At 41.3% G+C, this 24,473-nt stretch carries 23 protein-coding genes; 3 read left to right on the top strand and 20 right to left on the bottom strand.

What is annotated here, in order from left to right; all coding sequences use genetic code 11:
• Positions 1-112: 112 nt before the first annotated feature.
• The 3 genes from rarD to JNO66_RS13370 all read left to right on the top strand — a co-directional run bounded on the left by rarD (position 113) and on the right by JNO66_RS13370 (position 3,388).
• Positions 113-1,036: an EamA family transporter RarD gene (gene rarD, locus JNO66_RS13380; RefSeq protein ID WP_203088887.1), complete on the top strand. Its 924-nt coding sequence runs from the start codon at positions 113-115 to the stop codon at positions 1,034-1,036.
• Positions 1,037-1,066: 30 nt separating this feature from the next.
• Positions 1,067-2,104 (top strand): lactonase family protein, encoded by a 1,038-nt coding sequence (locus JNO66_RS13375; RefSeq protein WP_203088885.1) that lies wholly within the window; start codon positions 1,067-1,069, stop codon positions 2,102-2,104.
• Between the two features lie 81 nt (positions 2,105-2,185).
• Positions 2,186-3,388, top strand: coding sequence for a CynX/NimT family MFS transporter (locus JNO66_RS13370; RefSeq protein WP_203088884.1), 1,203 nt, complete (start codon positions 2,186-2,188; stop codon positions 3,386-3,388).
• 241 nt (positions 3,389-3,629) lie between these two features.
• On the opposite strand, the gene JNO66_RS13365 is transcribed toward JNO66_RS13370, so the two are convergent.
• From JNO66_RS13365 to JNO66_RS13270, 20 genes are all read right to left on the bottom strand, one after another.
• Entirely contained in the window at positions 3,630-4,064 is a 435-nt protein-coding gene (locus JNO66_RS13365) for an NUDIX hydrolase (protein ID WP_203088882.1), read from the bottom strand.
• A 116-nt stretch (positions 4,065-4,180) separates the two neighbouring features.
• Positions 4,181-5,299 carry an alanine dehydrogenase gene (gene ald, locus JNO66_RS13360; RefSeq protein WP_203088880.1) on the bottom strand — a complete coding sequence of 373 codons (1,119 nt, stop codon included), beginning with the start codon at positions 5,297-5,299 and terminating at the stop codon, positions 4,181-4,183.
• 127 nt (positions 5,300-5,426) lie between these two features.
• A complete protein-coding gene (locus JNO66_RS13355; RefSeq protein ID WP_203088878.1) occupies positions 5,427-6,623 on the bottom strand; it encodes a PucR family transcriptional regulator in 1,197 nt (398 codons plus the stop codon).
• A 76-nt stretch (positions 6,624-6,699) separates the two neighbouring features.
• The gene (locus JNO66_RS13350) at positions 6,700-8,127 is read right to left on the bottom strand and encodes a cryptochrome/photolyase family protein (protein WP_203088876.1); all 1,428 of its coding nucleotides are present in this window, start codon (positions 8,125-8,127) and stop codon (positions 6,700-6,702) included.
• 521 nt (positions 8,128-8,648) lie between these two features.
• Positions 8,649-9,863, bottom strand: a complete 1,215-nt coding sequence (locus JNO66_RS13345) for a threonine synthase (protein ID WP_203088874.1) — start codon at positions 9,861-9,863, stop codon at positions 8,649-8,651.
• Between the two features lie 81 nt (positions 9,864-9,944).
• Entirely contained in the window at positions 9,945-11,435 is a 1,491-nt protein-coding gene (locus tag JNO66_RS13340) for a type VII secretion protein EssB/YukC (RefSeq protein WP_203088872.1), read from the bottom strand.
• A 26-nt stretch (positions 11,436-11,461) separates the two neighbouring features.
• Positions 11,462-12,379 (bottom strand): serine/threonine protein kinase, encoded by a 918-nt coding sequence (locus tag JNO66_RS13335; protein ID WP_203088870.1) that lies wholly within the window; start codon positions 12,377-12,379, stop codon positions 11,462-11,464.
• Positions 12,380-12,383: 4 nt separating this feature from the next.
• Complete coding sequence (locus tag JNO66_RS13330) at positions 12,384-13,319, bottom strand: PP2C family protein-serine/threonine phosphatase (protein WP_203088868.1); 936 nt, start codon at positions 13,317-13,319, stop codon at positions 12,384-12,386.
• A 6-nt stretch (positions 13,320-13,325) separates the two neighbouring features.
• On the bottom strand, positions 13,326-14,996 hold the full coding sequence (locus JNO66_RS13325; RefSeq protein WP_203088866.1) for a DUF6382 domain-containing protein: 1,671 nt from the start codon (positions 14,994-14,996) through the stop codon (positions 13,326-13,328).
• 31 nt (positions 14,997-15,027) lie between these two features.
• Positions 15,028-15,549, bottom strand: coding sequence for an A24 family peptidase (locus JNO66_RS13320; protein WP_246483279.1), 522 nt, complete (start codon positions 15,547-15,549; stop codon positions 15,028-15,030).
• A gap of 193 nt (positions 15,550-15,742) precedes the next feature.
• Complete coding sequence (locus JNO66_RS13315) at positions 15,743-16,360, bottom strand: DUF4352 domain-containing protein (RefSeq protein ID WP_203088862.1); 618 nt, start codon at positions 16,358-16,360, stop codon at positions 15,743-15,745.
• 31 nt (positions 16,361-16,391) lie between these two features.
• Complete coding sequence (locus JNO66_RS13310; RefSeq protein WP_203088860.1) at positions 16,392-17,102, bottom strand: hypothetical protein; 711 nt, start codon at positions 17,100-17,102, stop codon at positions 16,392-16,394.
• Between the two features lie 14 nt (positions 17,103-17,116).
• Complete coding sequence (locus JNO66_RS13305) at positions 17,117-17,746, bottom strand: DUF4352 domain-containing protein (RefSeq protein WP_203088859.1); 630 nt, start codon at positions 17,744-17,746, stop codon at positions 17,117-17,119.
• Between the two features lie 18 nt (positions 17,747-17,764).
• On the bottom strand, positions 17,765-18,412 hold the full coding sequence (locus tag JNO66_RS13300; protein WP_203088858.1) for a hypothetical protein: 648 nt from the start codon (positions 18,410-18,412) through the stop codon (positions 17,765-17,767).
• 39 nt (positions 18,413-18,451) lie between these two features.
• On the bottom strand, positions 18,452-19,174 hold the full coding sequence (locus JNO66_RS13295) for a DUF4352 domain-containing protein (protein ID WP_203088857.1): 723 nt from the start codon (positions 19,172-19,174) through the stop codon (positions 18,452-18,454).
• Positions 19,175-19,250: 76 nt separating this feature from the next.
• Positions 19,251-19,898, bottom strand: coding sequence for a hypothetical protein (locus JNO66_RS13290; RefSeq protein ID WP_203088856.1), 648 nt, complete (start codon positions 19,896-19,898; stop codon positions 19,251-19,253).
• A 139-nt stretch (positions 19,899-20,037) separates the two neighbouring features.
• Positions 20,038-20,610 carry a TadE/TadG family type IV pilus assembly protein gene (locus JNO66_RS13285; protein ID WP_203088855.1) on the bottom strand — a complete coding sequence of 191 codons (573 nt, stop codon included), beginning with the start codon at positions 20,608-20,610 and terminating at the stop codon, positions 20,038-20,040.
• A gap of 233 nt (positions 20,611-20,843) precedes the next feature.
• The gene (locus JNO66_RS13280) at positions 20,844-21,560 is read right to left on the bottom strand and encodes a DUF4352 domain-containing protein (RefSeq protein ID WP_203088854.1); all 717 of its coding nucleotides are present in this window, start codon (positions 21,558-21,560) and stop codon (positions 20,844-20,846) included.
• A 20-nt stretch (positions 21,561-21,580) separates the two neighbouring features.
• Positions 21,581-23,827: a TadE/TadG family type IV pilus assembly protein gene (locus tag JNO66_RS13275; RefSeq protein ID WP_203088852.1), complete on the bottom strand. Its 2,247-nt coding sequence runs from the start codon at positions 23,825-23,827 to the stop codon at positions 21,581-21,583.
• A 31-nt stretch (positions 23,828-23,858) separates the two neighbouring features.
• Entirely contained in the window at positions 23,859-24,473 is a 615-nt protein-coding gene (locus JNO66_RS13270; RefSeq protein ID WP_203088850.1) for a TadE/TadG family type IV pilus assembly protein, read from the bottom strand.

The raw sequence follows: 24,473 nt of genomic DNA, 5'->3' as shown, positions 1-24,473 counted from the left end.
TTTTCACTCAAATGGGTAGAGGTGATAAATTTAAATCTTTCCATTCCCTAAATAAGTGATGTATGATTAGACATCATAGCGTATGAAATTTAGATGTAAATCAGGTGAAAGTATGAATAAGCAAAACGAGTCCGCCGTAGCTGTTTTTCTCGGGGCAGGTGCGTATGTTCTTTGGGGAATCATGCCCTTGTATTGGAAAATGGCTGGAGATGTTTCGTCCGCAGAGATCCTCGCCTACCGCGTTATTTGGGCATTTCTCTTTATGCTGATTGCCCTTGCGATAATGGGTAAGCTAACAGAAGTGCTTCAAGAGATGAAAAAGATCTGGAATCATAAGAAGAGTCTTCTTGCTATATCGGCTGCATCGGTTTTAATCACAGCCAATTGGTTTATTTTTATTTTCGCGGTGAATAGTGACCGCATTATTGATGCAAGTCTTGGTTATTATATTAATCCTCTTATGAACGTTGTGCTTGCCACAGTCATTCTAAAGGAACAGCTAACCAAACTTGAGAAAGTGTCTGTGGCACTAGCCTTTGTCGGTGTCATTGTGTTAACCCTGTATTATGGTCATGTGCCATGGGCATCCATTCTACTTGCGATCTCATTTTGCTCATATGGTTTCATTAAACGCTCCGTATCCATCAGGCCCTGGACTGGTCTAACGGTTGAGACCTTGTTAATGACACCCTTTGCCGCACTCTTCTTGTTTTTGTTACCGGAAGCCTCATATTTTTCTGAATCGGTTTCCACGATGCTTGTCTTAGCTGGTACAGGAGTTATCACGGCCGTCCCACTTCTTTTATTTGCAGCAGCTGCTCAAAAGCTTAGCTTTACGGTGATTGGATTCTTGCAGTATATCGCTCCGACGTTTATGCTTATTATTGGAGTCTTCCTTTATAAAGAACCATTCTCAGGCGTTCAACTTACTGCATTTATCTGTATTTGGATTGCTTTAGGCTTGTTTACGTATTCAAAGCTACAAACAAGAAGACGACTTAAAAAATTAGCACGTACAACGCAACAACCAGCTTAGTGTTTCCATTTGAAAGGAGATTGTTCACACATGAGTACATTTAGAGGGTATATTGGTACCTACACAAAAGCAGATAGTAAGGGAATTTATACATTCACATTGGATACCGAAGCGAAGCGCCTCCAGGAGATTGAAGTAGCTGCAGAGTTAGGTAACCCAACATACGTAAACCTTGATGCTGATCAAACACATCTTTATGCCGTTGTAAAAGAAGGTTCAGAAGGTGGAGTGTCATCCTATAAAATCGATAAAGAAACAGGGAAGCTCACTCATCTAACCACAGAATTAACAGATGATGGTTCTCCTTGCCACGTGAGTGTAAATGACTCTCTTGCAGTGACTGCTAATTATCATAGTGGAAGAATTACAGCCTTCCCATTGCAAGCGGATGGCAGTGTGGCTCCAGCTTCTTCTTATGCACAGCACGAAGGAACGGGTCCTCATGAGCGTCAAGAGAAACCACATGCTCACTTTGCCGGGTTCACTCCTGACAATCAATACGTAATTGCTGTTGACCTTGGAACGGACAAGGTTGTGACGTATTCGTATGAGGACGGTAAGCTTACAGAAGCAGGAAGCTACTCATGTAACCCTGGTTCTGGTCCAAGACACTTAGCCTTCCATCCAAAAGAAAAGTATGTGTATGTCTTTACTGAACTAAGTAACGAAATCATTACTCTTTCGTATGAAGATGGAATCAATGCTTTTAAAGAGGTTCAAGTCGTTTCTACATTACCGGATGATTTCTTAGAAAATAGCCAAGGAAGTGCAATCCACATTTCATCTGATGGCCGTTTCGTTTACGCAGCAAACAGAGGTCATGATAGTATCGTAGTCTACGAAGTGAACCCGTATTCTGGAGAGCTTTCTCTTATCCAACGCGTTCCATCTGCTGGAAACTGGCCGAGAGACTTCGTACTTGATCCAACTGAAGCATTTGTCGTTGTATCAAACGAAGAAACAGGAAATGTTGTCCTGTTTGAACGCGATCCGGAAAAAGGGACGATTACACAGCTTGATTCAACACTTGAAGTGTCCAAGCCTGTATGTCTTAAATTTCTAAACTAAGCGAATGCAACTGGCTTCTATACAGACAATCTGTATAGAAGCCCATTTTTTGGTCTGATTATAAAAAGGAGCTACAACATCATGACGCACCAACAAGCTTTATCGAAAAAACACACTTTCCTACTTATCATAGGAATTGCGGTCATTGCCTTTAATTTACGACCTGCCATAACATCGGTAGGACCAGTCATTGGCGAAATACGCGCAGACTTTGGTCTATCAAATGGTGCAGCGGGATTGATAACCACTTTACCACTGCTTTCATTTGCTGCCCTTTCACCGCTCACCCCAAAGCTTGGTCAAAAGCTTGGCTTTGAAGGAGCCATTGTTGCCGGACTCGGTCTATTACTGTTAGGAATTCTTTTGCGCGCAACAGGTCTTTTATCCTTTCTTTTTATCGGAACAGCCTTAGTCGGTGTAGGGATTGCCATTTGTAATGTCCTTTTACCCGGACTTGCAAAGCTTCACTTCCCTTTAAAAGTTGGTTTGATCACCAGTATCTATTCCACCCTTATGTCAATCTTTGCTGCACTTGCATCAGGAATCACCGTTCCTATGGCAGATGGGTTAGGTCTTGGCTGGAATACAACGCTCCTGTTATGGGGTGCGCTCGTTTTACTTGGACTTGCCGTATGGGTACCGCAGCTTCGCGGTAAAAACAGTGAACCCAAACCAGTAGATGTCCAACCTGTTTCTAGCTCCATGTGGAAGTCTTCAATCGCTTGGCAGGTCACACTTTTTATGGGATTACAGTCCTTTCTCTTTTACTCCTCTGTCGCATGGTTACCTGAAATTATGCGAAGCCACGGAATGAGTATCGTGACAGCGGGTTGGATGCTATCGATCATGCAATTTGCCGGAGTTCCAGGGAATTTTCTCGCTCCTATTATCGCTGGAAAACTAAAGGATCAACGAGGATTGGTCATTGTCATTAGCATCCTTTACTTTATCGGTCTCATTGGATTGATTTATGGGGGCTCAACGCCGTTCCTCGTTGTATCCATCTTATTTATGGGACTTGCTTCTGGATCAAGCATCAGCCTCGCCCTTACATTTATCGGGTTACGGAGCGCAAATGCGAAACAAGCATCCAAGCTATCTGGAATGGCGCAATCACTCGGCTACCTACTTGCTGCATCAGGTCCGATCGTAATTGGACTTGTGTTTGACTGGTTCCATAACTGGACTGCACCACTACTTATGTTTATGGTTGTACTTATTGCAATGACAGGTGTTGGCCTCGGTGCCGGACGAAATCTGAATGTCGTACGTGAAGTTGGATAGGTTTAGGTAGGAGAATATGTCGAATACGTCGGAATTGAGAGGAAATACATTAGGTTACGACCTAAATACATCGCACTTTTCAGCAATACATCCGACTTCAGCCCAAATACATCGCACTTCTCAGCAATACATCCGACTGCGGCACAAATACATCGCACTTTTCAGCAATACATCCGACTTCAGCTTAAATACATCGCAGTTTCCACTCATATAAAAAAACGGACTGATTCATCTCAAAGAATCAGTCCGTTTTTGTGTCTAGCGCTCGATCTAGGATCGCTTGATACACCGAATGCCAATTTTTATAGTAGGAGGAAATTTCGTGTGGGTTGATCAATCTCCGTTCAGAAGACTCTTCATTTAGATGAAAAGGATGTACCTCTGTGATGTTCATCTTATAAAACACTTGATAGCCAATCTTAGGGTATGGACTTGTGTCTTTCCACAACACATTTTCTGTGTGATCCACAACGATGGATCCGAGATATTCAGCATTCCCTCGGACGGCAGCCTCCTCAAACACCTCTCTGTGAAAACATTGTTCAGGTGTCTCTCCTTCATCTACATGTCCTCCAGGAAAATCCCAGCCTCTATCTTGTAAATTTACTAGCAGCATGTCATCGCCTTGAAAACAAAACCCGTGAACACTTGTGATGAGATCCTTTTGTGGAAGCATCTCGCTTGGCTGCCACGTTAGGTTTACCTTTGCCTCTCCCCACTGTACATCGATACGTACCGTTACACTCTCCTCCTTTTAAAAGAACCATCACACTTCTGCGATGGCTCTCCTCATTATTCGCTTAACGCTTCTTCAATTGTTGCATAGCTGTAACCTAAGTCACGCGCCACAGCTTCGTAGGTGATCTGTCCATTTGCGACATTCAAGCCAAGGGCAAGAGAAGGATTGTCTGTCAAAGCTTGTTTGACCCCTTTGTCTGCAATTTGCTTCGCATATGGTATCGTTACGTTTGTTAGTGCGATGGTTGAGGTACGCGGAACGGCTCCAGGCATGTTTGCTACTGCGTAGTGTATGACGTCATGCTTTGTATAGGTTGGGTCATCATGCGTTGTAATCTTATCAGCCGTTTCAATAATTCCACCCTGGTCAACAGCTACATCTACAACTACGCTACCTGGCTTCATCGACTTAATCATCTCTTCCGTTACAAGCTTTGGTGCTTTCGCTCCTGGAATAAGCACAGCGCCAACAACAAGATCCGCCTCTTTGACCGCTTCTGCAATATTCATTGGATTAGACATAATCGTTTGCACATCTCTTCCGAACTGATCGTCGATTTGACGAAGGCGCTCTGCACTTAGATCCAGCATCGTGACATCCGCACCAAGCCCAACTGCAATCTTAGCGGCATTTGTCCCAACGACTCCCGCTCCAATGATGGCTACCTTCCCACGCTTCACCCCCGGTACACCACCTAAAAGAATGCCTTTGCCTCCTTTTGGTTTCTCCAAGAATTGTGCTCCGATCTGAGTCGCCATTCGACCAGCCACTTCGCTCATTGGAGTGAGTAATGGAAGCGTCCGATTCACTTCAACCGTTTCATAAGCAATCGCTGTCACACGACTTTCAGCTAATGCCTTTGCAAGCTTTGGCTCCGCTGCAAGATGTAAATACGTGAATAAAATGAGACCATCACGGAAGTAGCCATATTCCGATTCAAGTGGCTCCTTCACCTTTAGGATCATTTCGGCCACCTGCCACGTTTCCTCAGGTGTCGCTAGGATCGTTGCACCTGCCGTCTTGTATTCATGGTCCGTGAAGCCGCTCCCCTCACCTGCTCCTGTTTCAATAAATAGTTCGTGTCCTCCATTTACTAAAGTAGATACCCCAGCAGGTGTGATCGCTACTCGGTTTTCGTTATTCTTTACTTCCTTTGGTACCGCGATTATCATATTGACTCCTCCTTCACTCTCTACTATTCCCTTTTTTTAGTATAGTAAAGAGCCGAACAATCTGACATCGTGGGATTTGAAGAAAACAATGGTCTCCCTTTGTTGATTTTCACAAAATGGATTTATGTTACTTTCGTGTTAGGAGGAGATCTAAATATAGACCCATTCGCTGTGCTGGATCTTTTAGTAAAAAGCGCCCAATACTCTCCAGGCGTTTAATTCGATAGGTTAGTGTATTTACATGTACATGTAGTTGTTTGGCCACCTCGTTCGTATTGCCATCTTTCTTTAAAAAAAGGACCAATGTTTCATAAAGCTGGGTTCCTTGCTTCTTGTCGTATTCTACAATCCGTTCGATGCCTGGATGCACCTTTGTTCCTTGTGGGATTTGATCAATGTATTTAAACACACCTAAATCTGAGAAGGTATGAGCTGTATCGAGCTCTTCCGGATACCTCTTTTTTAACGATAAGATTTGTTTTGCTTCCTGATAGCTTTCGGAGATGTGATGAAAGCCCGCTACGTACGAACCGGAGCAGCTTTCCTTCTGTTTAATGACAAAACGCTCTTGAAGCTGACCTGTTAGCTTCTTAAGAAAATAGTGACGAGATTGTACACCGTCAGCTTTGACCAAACACACAAGCTGATGCTCATCCCAAAGAAATAAAGGAATCGTGTCCTGATAAGAAGCCTGAAGCATGTAGTCAATATGACGCCTCGCTTCCTCATCCTGCTCTTCAAATACAAATAGGCTGACAAATACGCGTTCATCAGGCTGCATTTGTGCAAGATGAAGCTCTGAATGTATTTGCTCAGACTCATCCCCTAAGATCAGCTGCCAGAGCAATTCGGTTCGGCTTTTATGCGTCTGCTTGCGTTGTCTACTCAGTTTAAGAAGCTCTTGCTTCGCGGTTGCAGCCGCTTCTTTTAACAAGAGGAGATCTGTATCAGTAAGCTTCTGCAGGTGATCAGATACCCAGATGTATCCCAGCACCTCTTGATGCTTCCAAATCGAGACCGCCACTCGGCTCCCAAGATCAAATTCCTTAATCTCAGGGACTCGAACGGGCTCTCTCGTCTGATTTAAAGTTGGAATGATGCCATCTTTCCAGAAACGATTAATGAGCTTTTCTGGTACTCTTCTTGAAATGATCGTAGAAATCCGTGCTTTGTCTGCCCCATCTCCATGTGTACTATAAGCAAGGAGCTGATGGTTGGCATCTTCAATCGTCACAGGACAATGTAAGTAATAGCTAACCATCTCGGCAAACTCTTCTAGAGAACGAAAGGGCTGGCGAAAAACGTGAGAAGTTGTCTGTGTCATAGCATTCCTCGCAATCTTACTAGCTATAGCGCTTTTCCTTATTATAACAAGCAGATAAAGATCCTGACTACAGGCATTAGCCCTTCTCTTTATAAAGCTCAAGTGCACGCTTGCGCATGGTACTGTGATCAACGATGGGATGAGGATAGTCCTTCCCAATTTCACAGCTCACTTCCTCTTGAAGCTCCTCTGGCATTTTTTCAGGTGAGTGAATGTATTTTTTAGGTACATCTTTTAATTCAGGGACATACTTCCGAATGAAGTCTCCATCTGGATCAAAGCGCTCGGATTGTCTCGTTGGATTAAAAATTCGGAAGTACGGTGCCGCATCTGTACCTGTTGAAGATGCCCACTGCCAGCCTCCAATATTTGAGGCCGGCTCGTAGTCAATCAATTGCTCCTCAAAGTAACGCTCACCCTCACGCCAATTCATCAGCAAATCCTTTGTTAGAAACGAAGCGACGGCCATACGGAGACGGTTATGCATCCATCCGATCTGATTGAGCTGTCTCATAGCCGCATCAATAATCGGAAAACCAGTTTCTCCTTTTTTCCATGCTTCAAAAAGCTCATCATCCTGGTTCCAATCCATACCTCGATACTTTTCAATTAGCTCCTGATCCTTACTTTCAGGGAATTGATAAAACACCATGTTGTAAAAGTCACGCCATGCAAGCTCTTGAATGTATGTCTCAGGTCCTTGGCCATTTGCTTGATCTCCGAGCTCATCTAAGATCGTGTAATACACCGTCCGAGCTGAGACGGCTCCCGTGCGCAAGTAAGGTGAAAGCATACTTGTACCAGCTACAGCCGGGAAGTCCCGCTTTTTCTTATAGTCATACATCTTACTATGCGTAAAGTCCTCTAATCGTTCGAGTCCATGTTCTTCCCCCGCATACTTCCATTTACCTGTTTTTGATTCCATTAGCTTTTGATAGGCATTTGCCCCACGCTTAAAAGAATCACGTTTGTCGATCGCATGCTCTTTTACTTTATCGAGATCTACTTGTTGAATTGATGGCTTGTCTAGCTGTTGCCACTGCTTATAGTATGAAGAGAAGACCTTATAAAGAGAGCCGTCCTGCTTCTTCACTTCAGTTGCTCCGTGAATCGTGTGATCTATACATGGAAAGACACTAATGGAGGTGGAATGAAAATAGTCGATGACTTCCTGATCCCTTTTAGCACCTCCACCCGTTTCGTCTGCATTGAAAAAAAGCTGATCCACATCAGGCAGTTGATTCTGCAGCTGGTGGAAGGCTTCTTCAAGACTTCCTGTCACAAAATGCACCGGGAATCCTTTTTTCTCACACTTTTCGACATGCTTCATTAATGTCTCATAGTAATAATCATGTCTAGCTGTAAATGTATCGTTTAATGTTGGCTGAATATAAAATAACGCAACCAACGAGTCCTCTTTCTCAAGTGATGACAGTGCCTTTGATAGTGCGGTATGATCGTGCAGACGTAGATCCCTTCTAAACCAAACAACCGTTGTTCCCATTGTGTCCCCTGCTTTCTAAAAACGTCGTATCTGTGTACCATCTTCTTTACCCTTAATATGAGCAAATTAGACTATCTTTAAGAATCTGCGCTGTAAATATGTTTCGAATCTGTGAATTAAGGAATGATAGGGGTAAGAACACAGAGAGGATGATAAACATGATTCGTACAATTCTTATGATCGTTGGTGCCATTGTTGTAATCAGTGCTATTGTTTCATTCGTACTATAATAAAACGTTTCATGCCCTTATATATTTTCAGAAATATTGCGGAGGAACAGCATAGATCAGCATATCCTCAGTAAGAAAAGACGATGACCCAATTGAATTGAGTCATCGTCTTTTTTAGATAAATTTTATTGTTAATGCTCCAATTTAGATTGGTGATGCTCCATTCCTCACTCTAACGCTCCAATTCGGATGGCTTATGCTCCACTCCTCACTCTAACGCTCCAATTCGGATGGCTTATGCTCCACTCCTCACTCTAACGCTCCAATTTGGATGGCTTATGCTCCACTCTCCTACACCCGCGACAAACTTTCACCTTTCCTCAGAACCTCAACGTCTACTTTCACAGTCTCAGGATACTTTATGCCTTGTCCGGTATTCAGAATCACAACTGTTTCTTCTTCACCAATCCACCCTTTTTGCTTCAGTTCTCTAGCCGCCGCAAAGGCTGCAGCACCTTCTGGACAAACAAAGGCTCCTTCTGTCCGCCCGATGGTTTCAAGCTCCTTGAGCATGGTTGCGTCATCAATTGCGACAGCACAGCCATTTGTTTCATAGATCGCATCAAGTACAAGAAAATCCCCAATCGCTTTTGGCACATTGATACCAAATGCTTGGGTATAGGCATTTTCAAAGAATTCAGAGGATCGACTTTTGTCTTGCCATGCTTGAACAATTGGAGCACACCCTGTAGATTGGACAGCTACTAATCGTGGAAGGTTTCCTTCGATCCAACCCATTTCTCTCAGTTCAAGCAACGCTTTATAGATCCCAATGAGCCCTACGCCTCCACCTGTTGGGTAAAGAATCACATTAGGCATCGACCAGTTCATCTGTTCAACAAGCTCAAGTCCCATTGTTTTCTTTCCTTCAATTCGATATGGCTCCTTAAGGGTAGAGGCATCATATATACCGTGCTCCGCGACAGCTTTTGCCACAACCTGTCCCGCATCGCTAATTAATCCGTCAATTAGATGAAGGTCTGCGCCTGCCACGATACACTCCTTGCGTGTGATCTCAGGTGCATCCACCGGCATGACAATGGTCGCTTTGATATCAGCTCGAGCTGCATAGAGAGACCACGCTGCACCAGCATTTCCATTGGTTGGCATGGCAATTTCCTTTACGCCAAGCTCCTTTGCTTTTGACACACCAACTGCAGCACCTCTGGCTTTAAATGAACCAGACGGAACCATGCCCTCATCCTTCATATATAAGTGAAAGAGACCCATTTCCTTGCCAAGCTTAGTCATGGGGACAAGCGGAGTCATCCCTTCACCCAGACTGACAACAGAGCCCGGATCTTCAACAGGTAACAACTCGTGGTACCTCCATAAAGTGAGTTCTCGCTCCATTAAATCCTTTGGATTCATCGCTTCTGATAACGCCTTCAAGTCATAACGAACAAGAAGCGGAGAACCACATGCACAAAGGTGATGGATCTCTCCTTTTGGGTACACTTCATAACATTTTGGACATTCTAGGTGCGACACATAGCTGTACTTCATCCCAAATCCTCCCTAAGCCATCTATTTAGTTGTTCAAAAAAGCTGTACCAGTCGTGTAGACCTAGGTACAGCAGCTCTTCCTTAATCGTTTTGTTCCTTTAATTCCTTAATATCATCTTTAAATTTATTGATACGATCTTCTTTTTCATCATCGTCTAAATCGTCGTTTTCTTCAACCTTTTTTATATCTTTTTCTTTAATTCGTATTTTCAGATCTGTGTTGTTTAATTCCTTTGCCTTCTTCCAAGCTTCATCAAGATTATCCTCTTGATAATAGCTTTCTGCAGAAAGCTTTTGTGCTCTCTCACTCTCATTGAGCTCTCCCTGGGCAAGCTCATGAACTCTTCCATAATTCTTTTCATTCCAAGCTTGTTCCAGCTGAACATACGGAGATTCCGATTCAATGGTCATTAGTGACGCTCGAGCTTCATCTGAATTTAGAGCCACTAATCTTGATGCAGTATCTGCCGCATATGCACGATCCAAACTCGCTGCTTTTACAACCACTTCAGGATTGTCGTGTCCTAAATAAAGCCGCTTTAATGATTCCTTGTCCTGCTCGTTTAGCTCACCCATCGCTTCAAACGCTTCAATTGCCTGGTCTCGCTCACCGGCACCTAGCAGTCGGTAGGCTTCCAGGTTCTGATTCTGAGTATCTACTGTTGATTGAAGCTCTTCGTTATCAGATTCAAGTGCAGCAAGTTCACCATTTGATTGCTCGGTTAATGCATTAACCTGAGAATCCGCTTGACCTGCGACAACACTGTATACGAGAACACCGCCGATCGCAAGACCAGCTACAACTGCACCAATCATTGTCGCATAACCCTTCTTAGGTGCTTTCTTTGTAGAAGGTTGAGTGTTTTGTTCCTGATTTGTAGTAGGTGAACTTGCTGGTTGCTGCATTTGCATAGGTGGTGCAACGGGTATGGGCTCCTCCTGTTTAACAGGAGTCTCTTCTTGTACCGGCTTTTCTGCAGGTTGCGGCTCAGAATAGGTACCATTCAGCGCGCTCTCTAACTCGTCCAGTGACTTAGCTTGATAAAGCGCTCCGGCAATGCCCTCATCAGAGTGACGTTCACCTAATCCCTTTTCGATTAACTCGTAAAAGGAATGAGCAGTAAATAAAGAAATAATTAAGCATTTTAATCGATAAACAAACACCTTACTCTCATGTTGCTCCGGAGGTAGAACGGCACGGATGCCCCGATGAGCAAATTTCACATCACCGGCTTCATTAGTATAAATATTAACCGGGTCGATATAGGTGGTGAACTGACTCCCCTCAATTCGGCGAACCTGCAGAATCTTCTTGGCAAGCTCCTGCTTTTGCTCTTGGCTTTGCCCCGTTACATGCTGTAAGCCCTGATATCCGTTCGGTAACTGGTAACGAACCGTCAGAACATCCTCTTCGATCCCATATGTTGAAACGGGCAGAAACAGTTCATCTGCACGCTTAAGCTCTTCAAGCTGCTCCTCTGCTTGTACATGTGTTTCTTTTACTGGTAATTCGACCAGTATCTCTTCAATTCCTTCTATTAACGTACCTTTTGGTAATCGATGACGAGCCACATTAATCCCTCCTGACATACTGTTTCTTAGTATTGATCGATGATGATATAGACAATGACGGCAAGGAGTAACAAGGAAGAACCGACGTATGCTGCGATTAACTTTCCTTTACTCATCTGCCGCTTTTGTTTTTTTAATAGGTCTTCTTTCGCTTTTTCCAAGCTTGCCTTTGTTTCACCAGCTGATTGGATTCTCTTATCAGGCTCATGCTCAACAAGCTGATGGACAATGGAATGAAGCGTTTTGCTGATCCCTTTGCGAAAGGTCTTAAGTGGTTTCTGTGCAATATAGACATACTTACCACCAGACAAAAGAAAGTAGAGAAGCGCGCCAAGGGAAAAGAGGTCTGTCCTTGTATCCGATTGTCGCTTCTCAAATTGTTCTGGTGCCGCGAAACCAACGGTCCCAATCTGAAGCGTATCCTTAAGCTTCTCTTCATCAAACGCTCTAGCAATCCCAAAATCAATTAACATTAAACGACCCTCATCAGTAAGCATGAGGTTTCCAGGCTTAATGTCACGATAGATAATGGAAGGCTTTTGAAAATGCAAGTACGTTAGAATGTCGGTGATTTCAATACCAAGATCGATCACAAATTGCTCTGAGAATGGCTGGTCTTGCTCTTCGAATAACTGAAGCAATGACTTTCCTTTAATATACTCCTGGACCAAATACACATAGCGTCGATCGTCGGAATAAAAGAAATCCGCAATCTGAGGTAAGTTTTTGTGATGGAGCCTGCTTAACACCTTTCCTTCAGCTGAAAGTCTTCGAGCCATTTTCTTTTCAGTATCCGCGATCTTCACAGCCCAGAGCTTGGATTCATCATGAAGCTCACAAGCTAGATACACGACTGCCATGCCACCAGAACCAATATGACGGATAATTTTGTACTGACCTCGTAAAACCTCTCCCGCAGATAAGTGAATATCATGTTCAGCCATCTGCTCACCTAGCTTTCTTTCTTTTTAAAAATGGAGGTAGCCAGGAAGCCAATGATCGACCTTCTACCCGAGGCCCGGAATCGACATGGATGTGGCGGACGAGCAGCACTGTTATATTGTCATAGGCGCCAGAATAGTTCGCTAGCTTCACTAAGTAATCGGACATCGCTTGTAAATCTGTGTATTCATTCTCTAATCCTCGTAGCGTCTGAAGGATTTCTTCTTCTGTAAATAAAGAGTAAAAACCGTCGCTACAAAGGAGAAATAAATCACTAGCCTGATACACACCAAGCTGTTCATTTAGTTTGACTCCCTTTTCAATGCCTAGACACTGTGTTAGGACGTTTCGCTTATGATGGGTTCTCGCCTGTTCTCTGGTTAGCTGACCACGCTTAATTTGTTGCTCCACCCAAGAGTGATCCTCTGTGAGTTGAATCAAATCCGATTCCGTTTCAAGCGACTCGGTGTGCTGCTGACTAAGGTCGAGCGATTGATTTTGTCTGAAATAGTTTTGTAGACCTGATTGACTACCTGTCACCTGGTAGATTCTACTGTCTCCCACATGAGCTACGGCATACTGACCGCCATACATGAATAACACAGACAGTGTGGTACCACTTTTTGTATTCCGTTCAAATAGCTTGGCATCAATGGACTCAAGCAATGGCCCCACTTCACTCATGATCGAGTGAAGTGGCTGATCGTGCCGTATGAATCGCTTGATTCGTTTATCCCACCATTCTTCAAGACTCGTCTTTGCATACTGACTTGCAGCTGCCCCGTTCTTTGAGCCACCCATTCCGTCTGCCACAGCAACCATCAACACTTGCCGCATGTGGTCATCTTCATAAAGTCGCCATACAAAAACGTCCTCATTCTCTGCTTTAACCGGACCTATGTCCGTTGACAGACCTATCTGCCAATTGGGTTGTGCGTCCATAGATGATTACTCCCACTTAAATTCATACGTCGCTTTTCCAATTTGAATGGTGTCACCCACCTCAAGTGAGTGAAGTTTATAAGGAACCAATGGCTGATCATTTACCTTCGTCCCGTTTTTCGATCCTAAGTCTTTTACGCTGTAGCTGTTTTCAATGCGAACGAATTCAACGTGCATACGAGAAACGCCTGTGCTCTCTTCTACGTATTGAGCGGTCTCTGGATTCCGTCCAATGACAAAGTTACTTTCTGAAATCGTGATTTCTTCAGGACCTTGTTCACGCTGAATTGTTAATGTTGGCCACGTTTTGACTTCTTCCAAAACCTCTTCCTCTTCTTCTTCTAAAAGAACCGTGTCGTCTGATAACAAACTCGTATCGACTCCATAAGAAGGCTCGGCCGTAACACTTGGTACAGGCTCCGCAACAGCGGTTGCAGCAGGTTGCTGTGCTTCCTGTGCGTGAGGCGCCGCAGCTGCTATTGTTGGTTCAGGTGCTGGTGCTGATGTATTCACTGCTTGTGGCTGAGGCGTTACGGGACTCGATTGAAAAGCTGGAGTTGCTGTTTGATTGTAGCTTGGTGACTGATTATAGCTTGCATATCCAGTGCTTGCAGGCTGTTGTTGATATTGTTGCTGCTCACGTCCAGCTGCCACTTCTTTTTTCGGTTGCTCGTCTTTTTCACCTGTGGCTTTTTTATAGAAAAAGCAAAGATAGAGCACTACACCTACAATAACAACGGATAATCCGATACTTGATAGAAACGCAATTCCTCCGTAGTTCAATCCAAGCAATTGCCATACAATGACAATGGCAAGTAGACCAAAGACAGCTGTATAAAGCCTATTTCTACCTGTTATAACTGGCTCTTTTTTACCTGTAGCTGATTTCGCTGGTTTCTCTTTTTTTGTCTTCTTTGCCTTTTGTTCAGAAGAAGAAGTTGAAGGATTTTGCTTGGTATTCGCATACGGTGCTTGCCCAGATTGCTGTTGGTGCGAAGACGGCTGTTGCTGTTGACCTTGCATCTGTTGCGACTGTCCGTACCCTTGATCCTGCTGTTGATTGTACCCTTGCGAAAACCCCGCCTGCGGACGAAGCTGCTGCTGACGTAATAATAAATCCTTTAACCCGGCGAAACTAAAAGAGACATCCTCTGTGTAGGAAGACAAATGATTAAACTCTGTTCCCTGAAGTCCATTTACTTTTTTACCGATACGAAGGAGCAATGATTTCAGCTCATCAGCTGCAGTCTCCTCTTTGTCGAGACCCTGCACGGGTAAATACGTGATATATAAGTGTTGGAGGTTTTTCCCTATGTAAATATAGTCCTCCTGCAATACATATTGATGCTCATTCAGCATGTACAGCTTACTTTGTTCAAGTGTATTAATAATGGATAAAAACAGGTGATAAAATTCATGTGACGATAGTGACTTTTGTTGAAGATACTCAGAAAGGGGTTGCTTTGCTGTTACGTCAAAATAAAGACGCACATTAAAATCAACCTCCTCCACAGAGAGTGGTAGCAGATTCGGAATTTGATTAGACTGCATCATCTTAAGCTGAAGCGGAACCAAATCATCCCCTTGTAGACGACGCTCCCCTTTCTCCCCAAAAATCATATGACGCCCATTCTTTTGCTGAAACTCATACTGTAATCCATAAATGGAATCACCCATTTGTTCTCCTCCTCTTTCCATAGCCATAAATTTAAGCAAATACTAAAAAATAATAAGTCGTAAATACAGCAGGTGCCACCGCGTACATAAAAGGTATTCGTGTACTTCGGTTGACCTTATACTCTTCTAAATGAGATAAATCTTTTGAAGTGATTGAACCAATGATGGCAAAAAGCCCCCCGGTCACACGACTCAGGAACGTTCTCGTAAATAGCAGAATAACGATCCCAATGACGCCGCCAAACACAATCGAGTACATCATGAGATGAAGCACAACCTCTGTACCGGCAATTGCACCAAACGCTGCAAATAACTTTACATCTCCAGCACTCAGCACACGGAATACATATAATAGAAGAAAAATACCAGTAGCTACTAAAAAGCCGATGCCAGAAAAAAGTAATCCATCGATTCCACCTGCAATTAAGTGATACACCAAACCAAAAGCCACACCACTAACGGTTAGCCAGTTAGGCAGCTTGTTATAACGGATATCTGTATAAAGAGCAACAAGCATTAATACGAGTAAGACATAATCCTGAAATTGCAACAAACGTCTCTTCCCTCCTTCCAATAAACATCCTTCATTTTCAAAAATCTTCATAGGATTTCCTGTATTTCTCATTCCCTCTTTCCAAAAACCTAATCCTATTGAATGAGGAAGTTTTCATGCCAAATGACACGTCATAGCCCAACCCACAAGATGCCTTATTTGCTCAGCTATGACGTGTCAAAGAAACATAGACTTATTCCATTTCACTTTGTTCGAACGTAAAGCGAATGTCATTTTTGGCAGCACCTGATGCAACCAATCCTCCAGCGACCCTCAAATAGTACTCATCATTTTCGTAGGCATCATGTAAGCCTTGACCCGTTGTTTCTTCTCCCGGTGCCAAAGTGCCCTCTACAGGAGATACTTCCTCATAGTACTCTGCCGAATCTGAGAAGCCTGATGCCTCTAAGTCATCAGTGAGTTCCAAGTTACTTATAGAGTTAGCAGCATCTAGTTCTTCGTCTCCTTCATTTTTCAAGGTATAATCCACTAAAACAAAGTAATCAAGCTCTGACATCTCACCATCTAATTCTTGTACAATTTCCACCTTATTCACCGTGACAGAATAGACGCCAATCGTTGTTTCAACCGTACCCGTCTCTCCAATACGAAGATCCAATTGATCCTCATACCTTCCTTCTGCCAATGCACTTTCCTCTGAGTCTGTCTCTTCATCTAAATTGGAGTCATCCGTCGAGGCTTGCTCGGTACCAGTTTCTTCATGTGAGGGTTGTGACTCTTCATCTGAACAAGCAATAAGTACTACGGATGTTGCAGCAAATAACGCAGCTACTTTGACAAGTTTCTTCATTTAAATGGACCTCCTTTTGTGATCAACACATTTATTCTGAATCTTCTTCTGTAAAGGTCCAAATTGCTTGGTTCTTAACTGATGAGGATGCAACCAAGCCGGAATTTACTCTTATATAGTGCTCAGCGTTCGTTTGATCTTCCATTACTAACTGACCTGATATCGTCTCTCCTGGTTGCAGTTCTCCAGTAACCGTTTTAACATCAACATCATATTGTTCAGATACATCGCCGTATCCCCCACCGTCTAAATCAGTGGTAACTTCAAAAATACCAGTCGCATCTTCAATCATGATTGGCTCATCATAAATATTGGTCAATGTGAAATCAACTACAATAAAAACATCTAAGTCAGGTACGACAGCATTTAATTCATCTTTGATCTCAACAGAGTCTAAAGTGAATTCGAATGAACTAATGGTTGTTTCTATTGTTGCTTGATCACCAATCTCTAAATCTAATTGATCTTCCGTATTACCGTCATCCTGATTAGTTGAACCTTCTTCATTTGACTCTTCATTGAGTTCATCTTTATCAATTAAACCTGAGGAGTTAGCATCATCGTCAATTTCATTGCTTACAGGTTCGCTGTGATCAACTGTTCCTTCTTCACCTACTTGTTCTTCTTGGTCAGTACCATGATTTCCATCCACCTCTGAGGCTTTATCTGCTCCTTCCCCACATGCCACCAGAACTGTACTTGTTATTAATACCATCGTTGAAAAAGTGATTATCTTCTTCATTTCTTACACTCCTTTTATGGCCCTTCTATTTCACTGGCTTGGAACGTATAAAGGATTTGATTTTTAGCAGCCCCTGAACCAATAAGTCCTTCTCTTACTCTAATAAAATATTCATCTGCCTCGTGAGCTACAAAAAGGATATCACCCGTAATCTCCTCTTCTGGTGCCAGCGTCCCCTCAATCGCTTCAATACTTTCAGAGTAGGGAGCTTCGTCAGAAAAGCCTGTTCCCTCTAAGAAATCAGTCGCTTCCAATATACCTACTGTCTCTCTTGCATCAATGTCGTCTTCTCCAATGTTTTTAACGGTCAAGCTTACTAATAAAAAATAATCTAAATCAGATAACTCTCCATCTACTTCATCCAGCCGTTTTACTCCGTTTACTTTAAACTCTGAAGTGCCAAGAAGTGTTTCTACCGTCCCAGTATCTCCAACTGACAAATCCAATTGATCTTCATATTGCCCTTCCTCTAGCACATTGGTATTCTCACTTGCTTCTTCATTAGCTTGTTCTGAGGATTCACCTGCTCCTTCAGTTTGTTCTGTTGTTTGCGACTCTGATTGCTCATCTGAATTGTCGTCGCTACAAGCTGCCACCAAACTTGCCAGTAGTATAAATGGCACGACCCATTTACTCTTCTGCATCCATATCGCCCCTTTACGTTATTCAGCTTCTTCCTTCGTAAATGTCCAGATCGTCTGGTTCTTGGACGCTGAAGCGGCCACCAAGCCTTCTCTCACTCGTATGTAATAGGTCTCAAACTCATCAGCCTCAAAAAGTAAATTGCCCTCTATTATTTCACTATGATCAAGAGTACCCTCCATCGTTTCGATCACATCAGAAAGATGAGAAAAATCTGGCCCTCCACTTCCTTCTAAGTCTCCTGTTAACTCTAGGACATCTAAACTATCCCTTATATCAATCTCTGAATCTGACAGGTTCTCTAACGAAACATCTACAAGCACAAAATTTTCTCGATCTGGTTCCTCATCTTCTATACTTTTTTCAATACGTGCCTCATAAATCGTCACAGCAAAGGTAGCAATCGTTGTTTCAATGATCCCAGTATCACCAATCTTTAGGTCAAGCTGATCTTCCGTTTCTCCATTACCTAGATTGGGAGAATCATTCGCTTCTGTCATATCATCATTTCTCTCAACAAGACCAGATGAGTTTGGATGATCATCTTGCTCAGATTTATCTGTTGCACTTAATTTGTCCGGACTTTCACTATTGACTTCCTCGTCATTACTACAAGCAACTAGCATGGCTGAGGCGACAATTGCAATAGATAAAATCTTTAGATTCACTTTGGTCACCTCTTCCTTGTACTATGTTTCAATTAGTACTTATTTACCATCTTCCTCTACAAACACCCAAGTCGCTTCATTCTTCACTGCATTAGAGGCGGTCAATCCTGGTGTAACTCTAAAGTAGTGATGCTCGCCATTAATTTCTTCAAACAACATCTGACCTGATGCTTTCTCATTTGGATTGAGTTCTCCACTGAATTTATCAACACCGCTAAAATGAGCAGCCACATCCGGATAACCACTACTCTCAATACTTGTTGTAATCTCGAAGATTCCCATTGAGTCTGAGATATCAATACTCTCTTCACTAAGATTTTTTATCGTTACATCTGCTAAAACGAATGTGTCGAATTGTGATTGAACTGCTTCTCCCTCTAATTCATCCATGAATTCAACAGCATCTAAAGTGACCTCATATTTACTAATAGTAGTTTCCACTATTGCTGTATCACCAATAGACAAGTCTACTTGGTCTTCCGTCTCACCATCTCCTAGATTAGGCTGATCTTTATTGCTATTATCTTCATTAGAATCTTCCCCTTCATTTAATTCATCTTTATCAATCAATCCAGACCCTTCTGAGCTTGAATCAGTGTTTGGTTCATCTTCTTCTAATTCATCATCAGCTATTTGTTCATCATTTTCTGATGCCTGAGTTTCCATTGAATCTGTACTATTACCCTCCTCACTGCTACTGCATCCAAACAATAAGATTACTAACAATGAACTAAAGAAAAACGATTTAACATAAGTTTTCATTGTTTCCTCCTAATTAATTATGATTAACAAGAATAGACTGCATTCTTTTTTATCCTTTCAAAATCTTAAATTGAAATCATTCTATATCACCTTTCTGAAAAGAAAAGCGTATCTGATTTTTAGCAGCTCCGGACCCTACTAATCCGTCCGTCACACGAAGGAAATACTCTTCACTATCGTAAGCGCTGTATAAAGCCTCGCCTGTCACTTGCTCATCTGGCGCTAACATTCCTTCAATTGCATTAAATTGATCGTAGTATTGTGCATTATCTGAGTAACCAGATCCTTCTAATCTATGAGTAGACTCCAGTGAATCAACGGCTTCCCGAGCATCCAGATCCTCATCTCCTATGTTCTGAACTGTATAAGTAACGAGTAAAAAGTGATCTAGTTCAGGCAACTCACCATCAATATCCTCTAATAATTCGACGCGGTCCACTGTTACTCCATATGCACCAGATAGTGTATCTACACGCCCAGTGTCTCCTATGGCGAGTTCGAGTTGATCGTCAAATTCTCCTTTAGCGAGAACATTATCTTCATCATCAGTCTCTGTTTCTTCACTTGATACTTCTTCAGTAGACTTGGCTTCACTAGTAGAATCGATAGTCTCAGATTGTTTAGTCTCTTCTGATTGTTCACTGGTAGGATCAGATGAATTGCAGGAGAACAAGAATAATGATGATAGGATTATTAAAGATGTAGACGTGACTGAATTTTTCATTTTCTCCGCCCCCACGATTCTAGTTTTTTAAATGAGAAAGATCACTCAACACCTAGTAAAAAAATCTATATAAGTACTTATTTACCATCGCAAAACAAAGCAAGGTACAACCCTATAACCTTGAGATGATTGATGTACCTTAAGCTCCTGTCCATAGCCTTTCGTACCCTTTGTGCTTTAGAGTGATTTCTTTATCTATAAAAGGAGCAACAATTCTTAACTTATAAGAAGCTTCAATTCCAATATAGGCATCTCCTGAGCCATTGAGTGAAGGACGATCTGTAATTTTTACATCCATGGCATCTGCTTCAAATAGTGCATCATCGTGCGAAGCATTAAAACTATCAATAATTAAGTTTCCTGTTGGACCTTCTGCAGCATTATAAATCATATCCGTAGGATTAATTCCAGTTTCTTCAAAGATAAAGTTCAGAAATTGATTGATTTCATCTAAATTTGTTGCGTCACCAGTATATTCTTTAATCAATTCATCTGTTTTCTTTTCAATTGCGCCAGTTACCATAGCAACAGGATAAGCATGCGTCGCATAAATTTCAGCGGTCTCATTTACAGCTTTCTTCAACGCCATATCCGCAATAGAAATTCTAATAATCATTGCCATGAAAACGACAAATAGTAAAAACATCGGCATGATAATTGCAGCTTCTAAGGTTAAATTTCCTCGTTCGTCGTTTATGAACCTTTTAAACATGTAAATTCATCCTCTCAGTATTTTCTGAGTTCTGAGTTGAAAATGTGAGTATTGATTGGTTTCTACTATTAAAATGAAAATGGAAGCTGACTGTTATAAAACACTTCTTTAATTACCAAATAAAAAAGAAGTTTTTCTCTTTATTTAGTAATTAAAGAAATGTGTTGATTTACCTTAAGTAAGTCAACACTTAAAAGCCACTCATAGTACACGAAAATAACTACAATAGATCATTATTCAGAATCTTCTTCGCTAAATTTCCACATAACTTGATTTTTCACAGCTGAAGCTGAAATTAATCCAGGATTTACTTTAATATAGTGTTTATCACCTAGATTATCTTCGAATAGAATTTGGCCTTGAACTTCTTCACCAGGTTCTAAATCTCCTGATAGGTCTTCAACTTCAACATTATAGAATTCGGAAACTGGACCATAACCCCCACCGTCTTCACTAGTAGTAACTTCAAAAGTACCAACGGCTTGCTCTAAGTCCAATGGTTCTTCATGAATATTCCTAAATGTAACATCTGCAAGTACAAACACTCCTAAATCTGGTTTTTCACCATCAATCTCTTTTTCAACGGTTACAGAATTTATTGTCATCTCAAATTTTTCTATCGTTGTTTCAATAACTCCAGTATCTCCAATCTCTAAATTCAATTGATCTTCTGTATCTCCCTCTCCTAAATTAGGTTCTTTCTCTTCAGATTCACTATCATTAGCATCATCATTTCGCTCTACTAATGAAGACCCTCCTTCAATGTCATTATCATCTCCATTATCTTCACTACTATCTTGATTGTTTTGTTCACCTGGATCATTCTCATCTTTTTGTTCTTGATTATCGGTGTTTGGAACTGAATTATTTGATGTGGAATCGTTATTACAACCAACCAAAATGGCTACAGATACAAATGTTAAAACAGTTAATAATTTTGTTTTCTTCATTTTTATTCACTCCTAAAAATTTAATAAGAATAAACTGCCTCTTTTTTTATTCTAAATTCTCCATCTTCCACGTAACCGTCGATTATATCTGTTTCACCAAGGAATTCTGTTAACTTTGGTAAAAACCATAGATTTAATGAGGCTTCCGCTTCTCCTACTGCATATGTTGGCATCTCAAGAAGGTTACTATCAGTTTGTTGATGTATACGAGCCATCATTCTAGGTAAATTATTTCCTTGTCCGTGTATAAACAAAAACAATCTCAAATAATCCTTATACTCAGGTCTAAAACGACTATTTTTAAAGAAACTTACTCTCTCTTCACTCATAAATTTTCTTATATCATCAATGGTATTTACTAAAGCATAACTTAGAGCCGCCACCCACATGTAAGGACCAAAACTCCTAACTCTACCATCAGTAAAGGCTTCAACAAAATTTATTATAAATCTAAAAGCAAATAGTTCTGACATTGCAGCTCCAAAATTGGCTGCTGAACTATCTAAACCATACATTATAAACTCAACCTCATTGTTGTCTATTCCAAACCCATTAGCATCTTTCTTGGAAAAATCGTGACTATTAAATCTAAGCAAGATGTATTCGTTTAGGTATAATTTGTCTCGTGCTCCCAAAAGTCCTTCCCCTATTGCATTGAATAATGTATCTATCATATTCCTTGATGATTCAGACATTTTTTTTGATGTGCTTCTATCTAGTTCCCTTGACTGGTCAGCTCCAGAAGCGAAAACTCTATAGTCATTCACTAAGTTTACTAATTCATTATATTCTTCTTGATCCTTTAAAAGTGCCTCTGCTTCACTGAGTAATTTGTCTAATTCTTCATTTGCTTCTTCCAAGCTTTCCTCAGATGTTTCTTCCTCATCTTCAACCTCTTCCTCAGATCTTTCAAACTCAACTTCAGGCTTATTTCCAAATTCAGTATAAGCCTCATTAAAGAACTGTGCCGTTATTTCAAAAGACTCTTTAACATTCTTTATTCCCTCATTAATTATATTTTTTCCTTGTTCACGCTTTATCATTGATTTTTGTTCAACAATTAAAATTAACTCCTGTACTCTTTTCACTAAATTATTTTCGCTGGTTTCAAGACTGTCTATTGCTTGATCAAGAGCTTCTTGAACGCTCTCAAAAAACTCTTCAGGTATTACTAACTTTTGTAATTCTTCTTTTGCATTTGCTATACCTTCCGAGGCATTTTCTCCGTTAACACTTGGACTACCTTCACGTAGTTCATCACCAGCTCTTTGGGCCTCACCATAATCACCGCTTTTATCACTACCTTCATTCAGCAATGTATCAGCAGCTTGATTATGCTCATGTGCTTTTTTAAGTTCATTACTTGCACTAGTTAAAAATTGTTCAAATGCTTCAATGTCTTCTAATATCCCCTCTAAAAAAGATACTATATTCCTTTCATAATCATTAGCATCATCTAATTCTTCATCTGTAGGGCTTTCATCTTCATCTTCACCACCATCACCATCCCCTTCATCTTCTTCTCTATTCTCTGCTTCTTCCTCTGCTTTTCTTATCTCTTGATATTTATCAAGATGATCATAAAGTTCGTTAAGATTATTTACCTGTGGAAATGGAGCAGCAGCTTCCCCTTTTACATTTTTTTCAATTGATTTTAGGACAGTATATGCTGATTCTAAATTCTCTTCTACTTTTTCTAATCTCTCGTCTCGTTTTTCTACTTCTTCTTGTACATCTTCAGCCACTTCTGCGTATTCAGAGGCTTCTTGTACCTCTTTTGTTATCGACAGAAACCCCTCAATTACAGATTCCCCAATTTCAAGGGGAGCCTTATATTTCATATCTTCTAAGATCTGATACTCGGCTGTATCTGGTGATGCTAGGTTCATGTTTTCTTTAAATGTGACGTTTGCTGATCCACTTACATAGGACGGGTAAGCAAAGTTGAAGATCCCATCTTCTTGTGATGGGGCTAGATTTTCTCTAAATACTTGTTCGAAAATCGCGTTGGCTTCTCCAACATCTCCATCAAAACCGAATAATCCATAATCGGACGTTAACTTTTGGTTAAAGTTTGCCATTGTGGAACGTGCCGCAGCTTTTGCTGCTTGATCGACGTTTCTTTCAGCAGTCATGATTCGAATGTAATCAATTAATACAGCGTTAAAGACAAATAGGAGGAGAGTCATAATAATAGCGTAAATCGATACTGCTCCGTTCTCATTGATTACAAATTTGTGGAAACCTTTTTTCAGCCATGTCTTCATCCTTCTCCTCCTACCTCTTTATCTGTATAGATTACTTCTTCATAAACTTCTCAATGTATCCGTAGTACTCCTTAATTTTCCCACCAAAGTAAACTACTACTTCAGTATTCCTGATGACCTCAACGGGTTCAGTAACTGATCTTGTAGCTTTTGCCTCCATTAGATTCGTACCAAACATTGTTGTTACAGACGAAGGCAAGGGCATTGGTTTTTCTAAGGATACAGTAATCGTACTATTTAAAAGGCTATTGTTATACGATACGGTTGCCTCGGTAAGTCCAGGAATTTCTTTAGCCAGATGTTCTCTTTTTTTCTTATTTGCTAAACCACTATCGTCACTTCCACTTAGTCCAAATTGCTGAAGGAAGTTATTATCAGTTAATCTCCAGTACAACCCATCACCATTTTCGGTTGTATATTCTACAAACTCACCCGTTTCTACATCCTTTGAGCTATTGTTCCAAACATACGCAACCTGATCTGCAATCCGATTCGCCTCGAATTGCAAAACAGATTTATAGAAGATGATCATACTGAAGAATATCAACATCATCGTAGCAATGAGAATGGCTGGGAATAAAAGACTCGCTTCAAGTGTGAAACTTCCAGATTCATCTTCTTTAAATTCCTTAACCCTTCTTAACAT

The organism is Alkalicoccobacillus gibsonii (genome assembly GCF_016798245.1).
Lineage (GTDB): Bacteria > Bacillota > Bacilli > Bacillales > Bacillaceae_D > Alkalicoccobacillus > Alkalicoccobacillus gibsonii.
The sequence above is the reverse complement of the archived record's forward strand: the minus strand, read 5'-3'. Positions and strand labels throughout refer to the sequence as shown.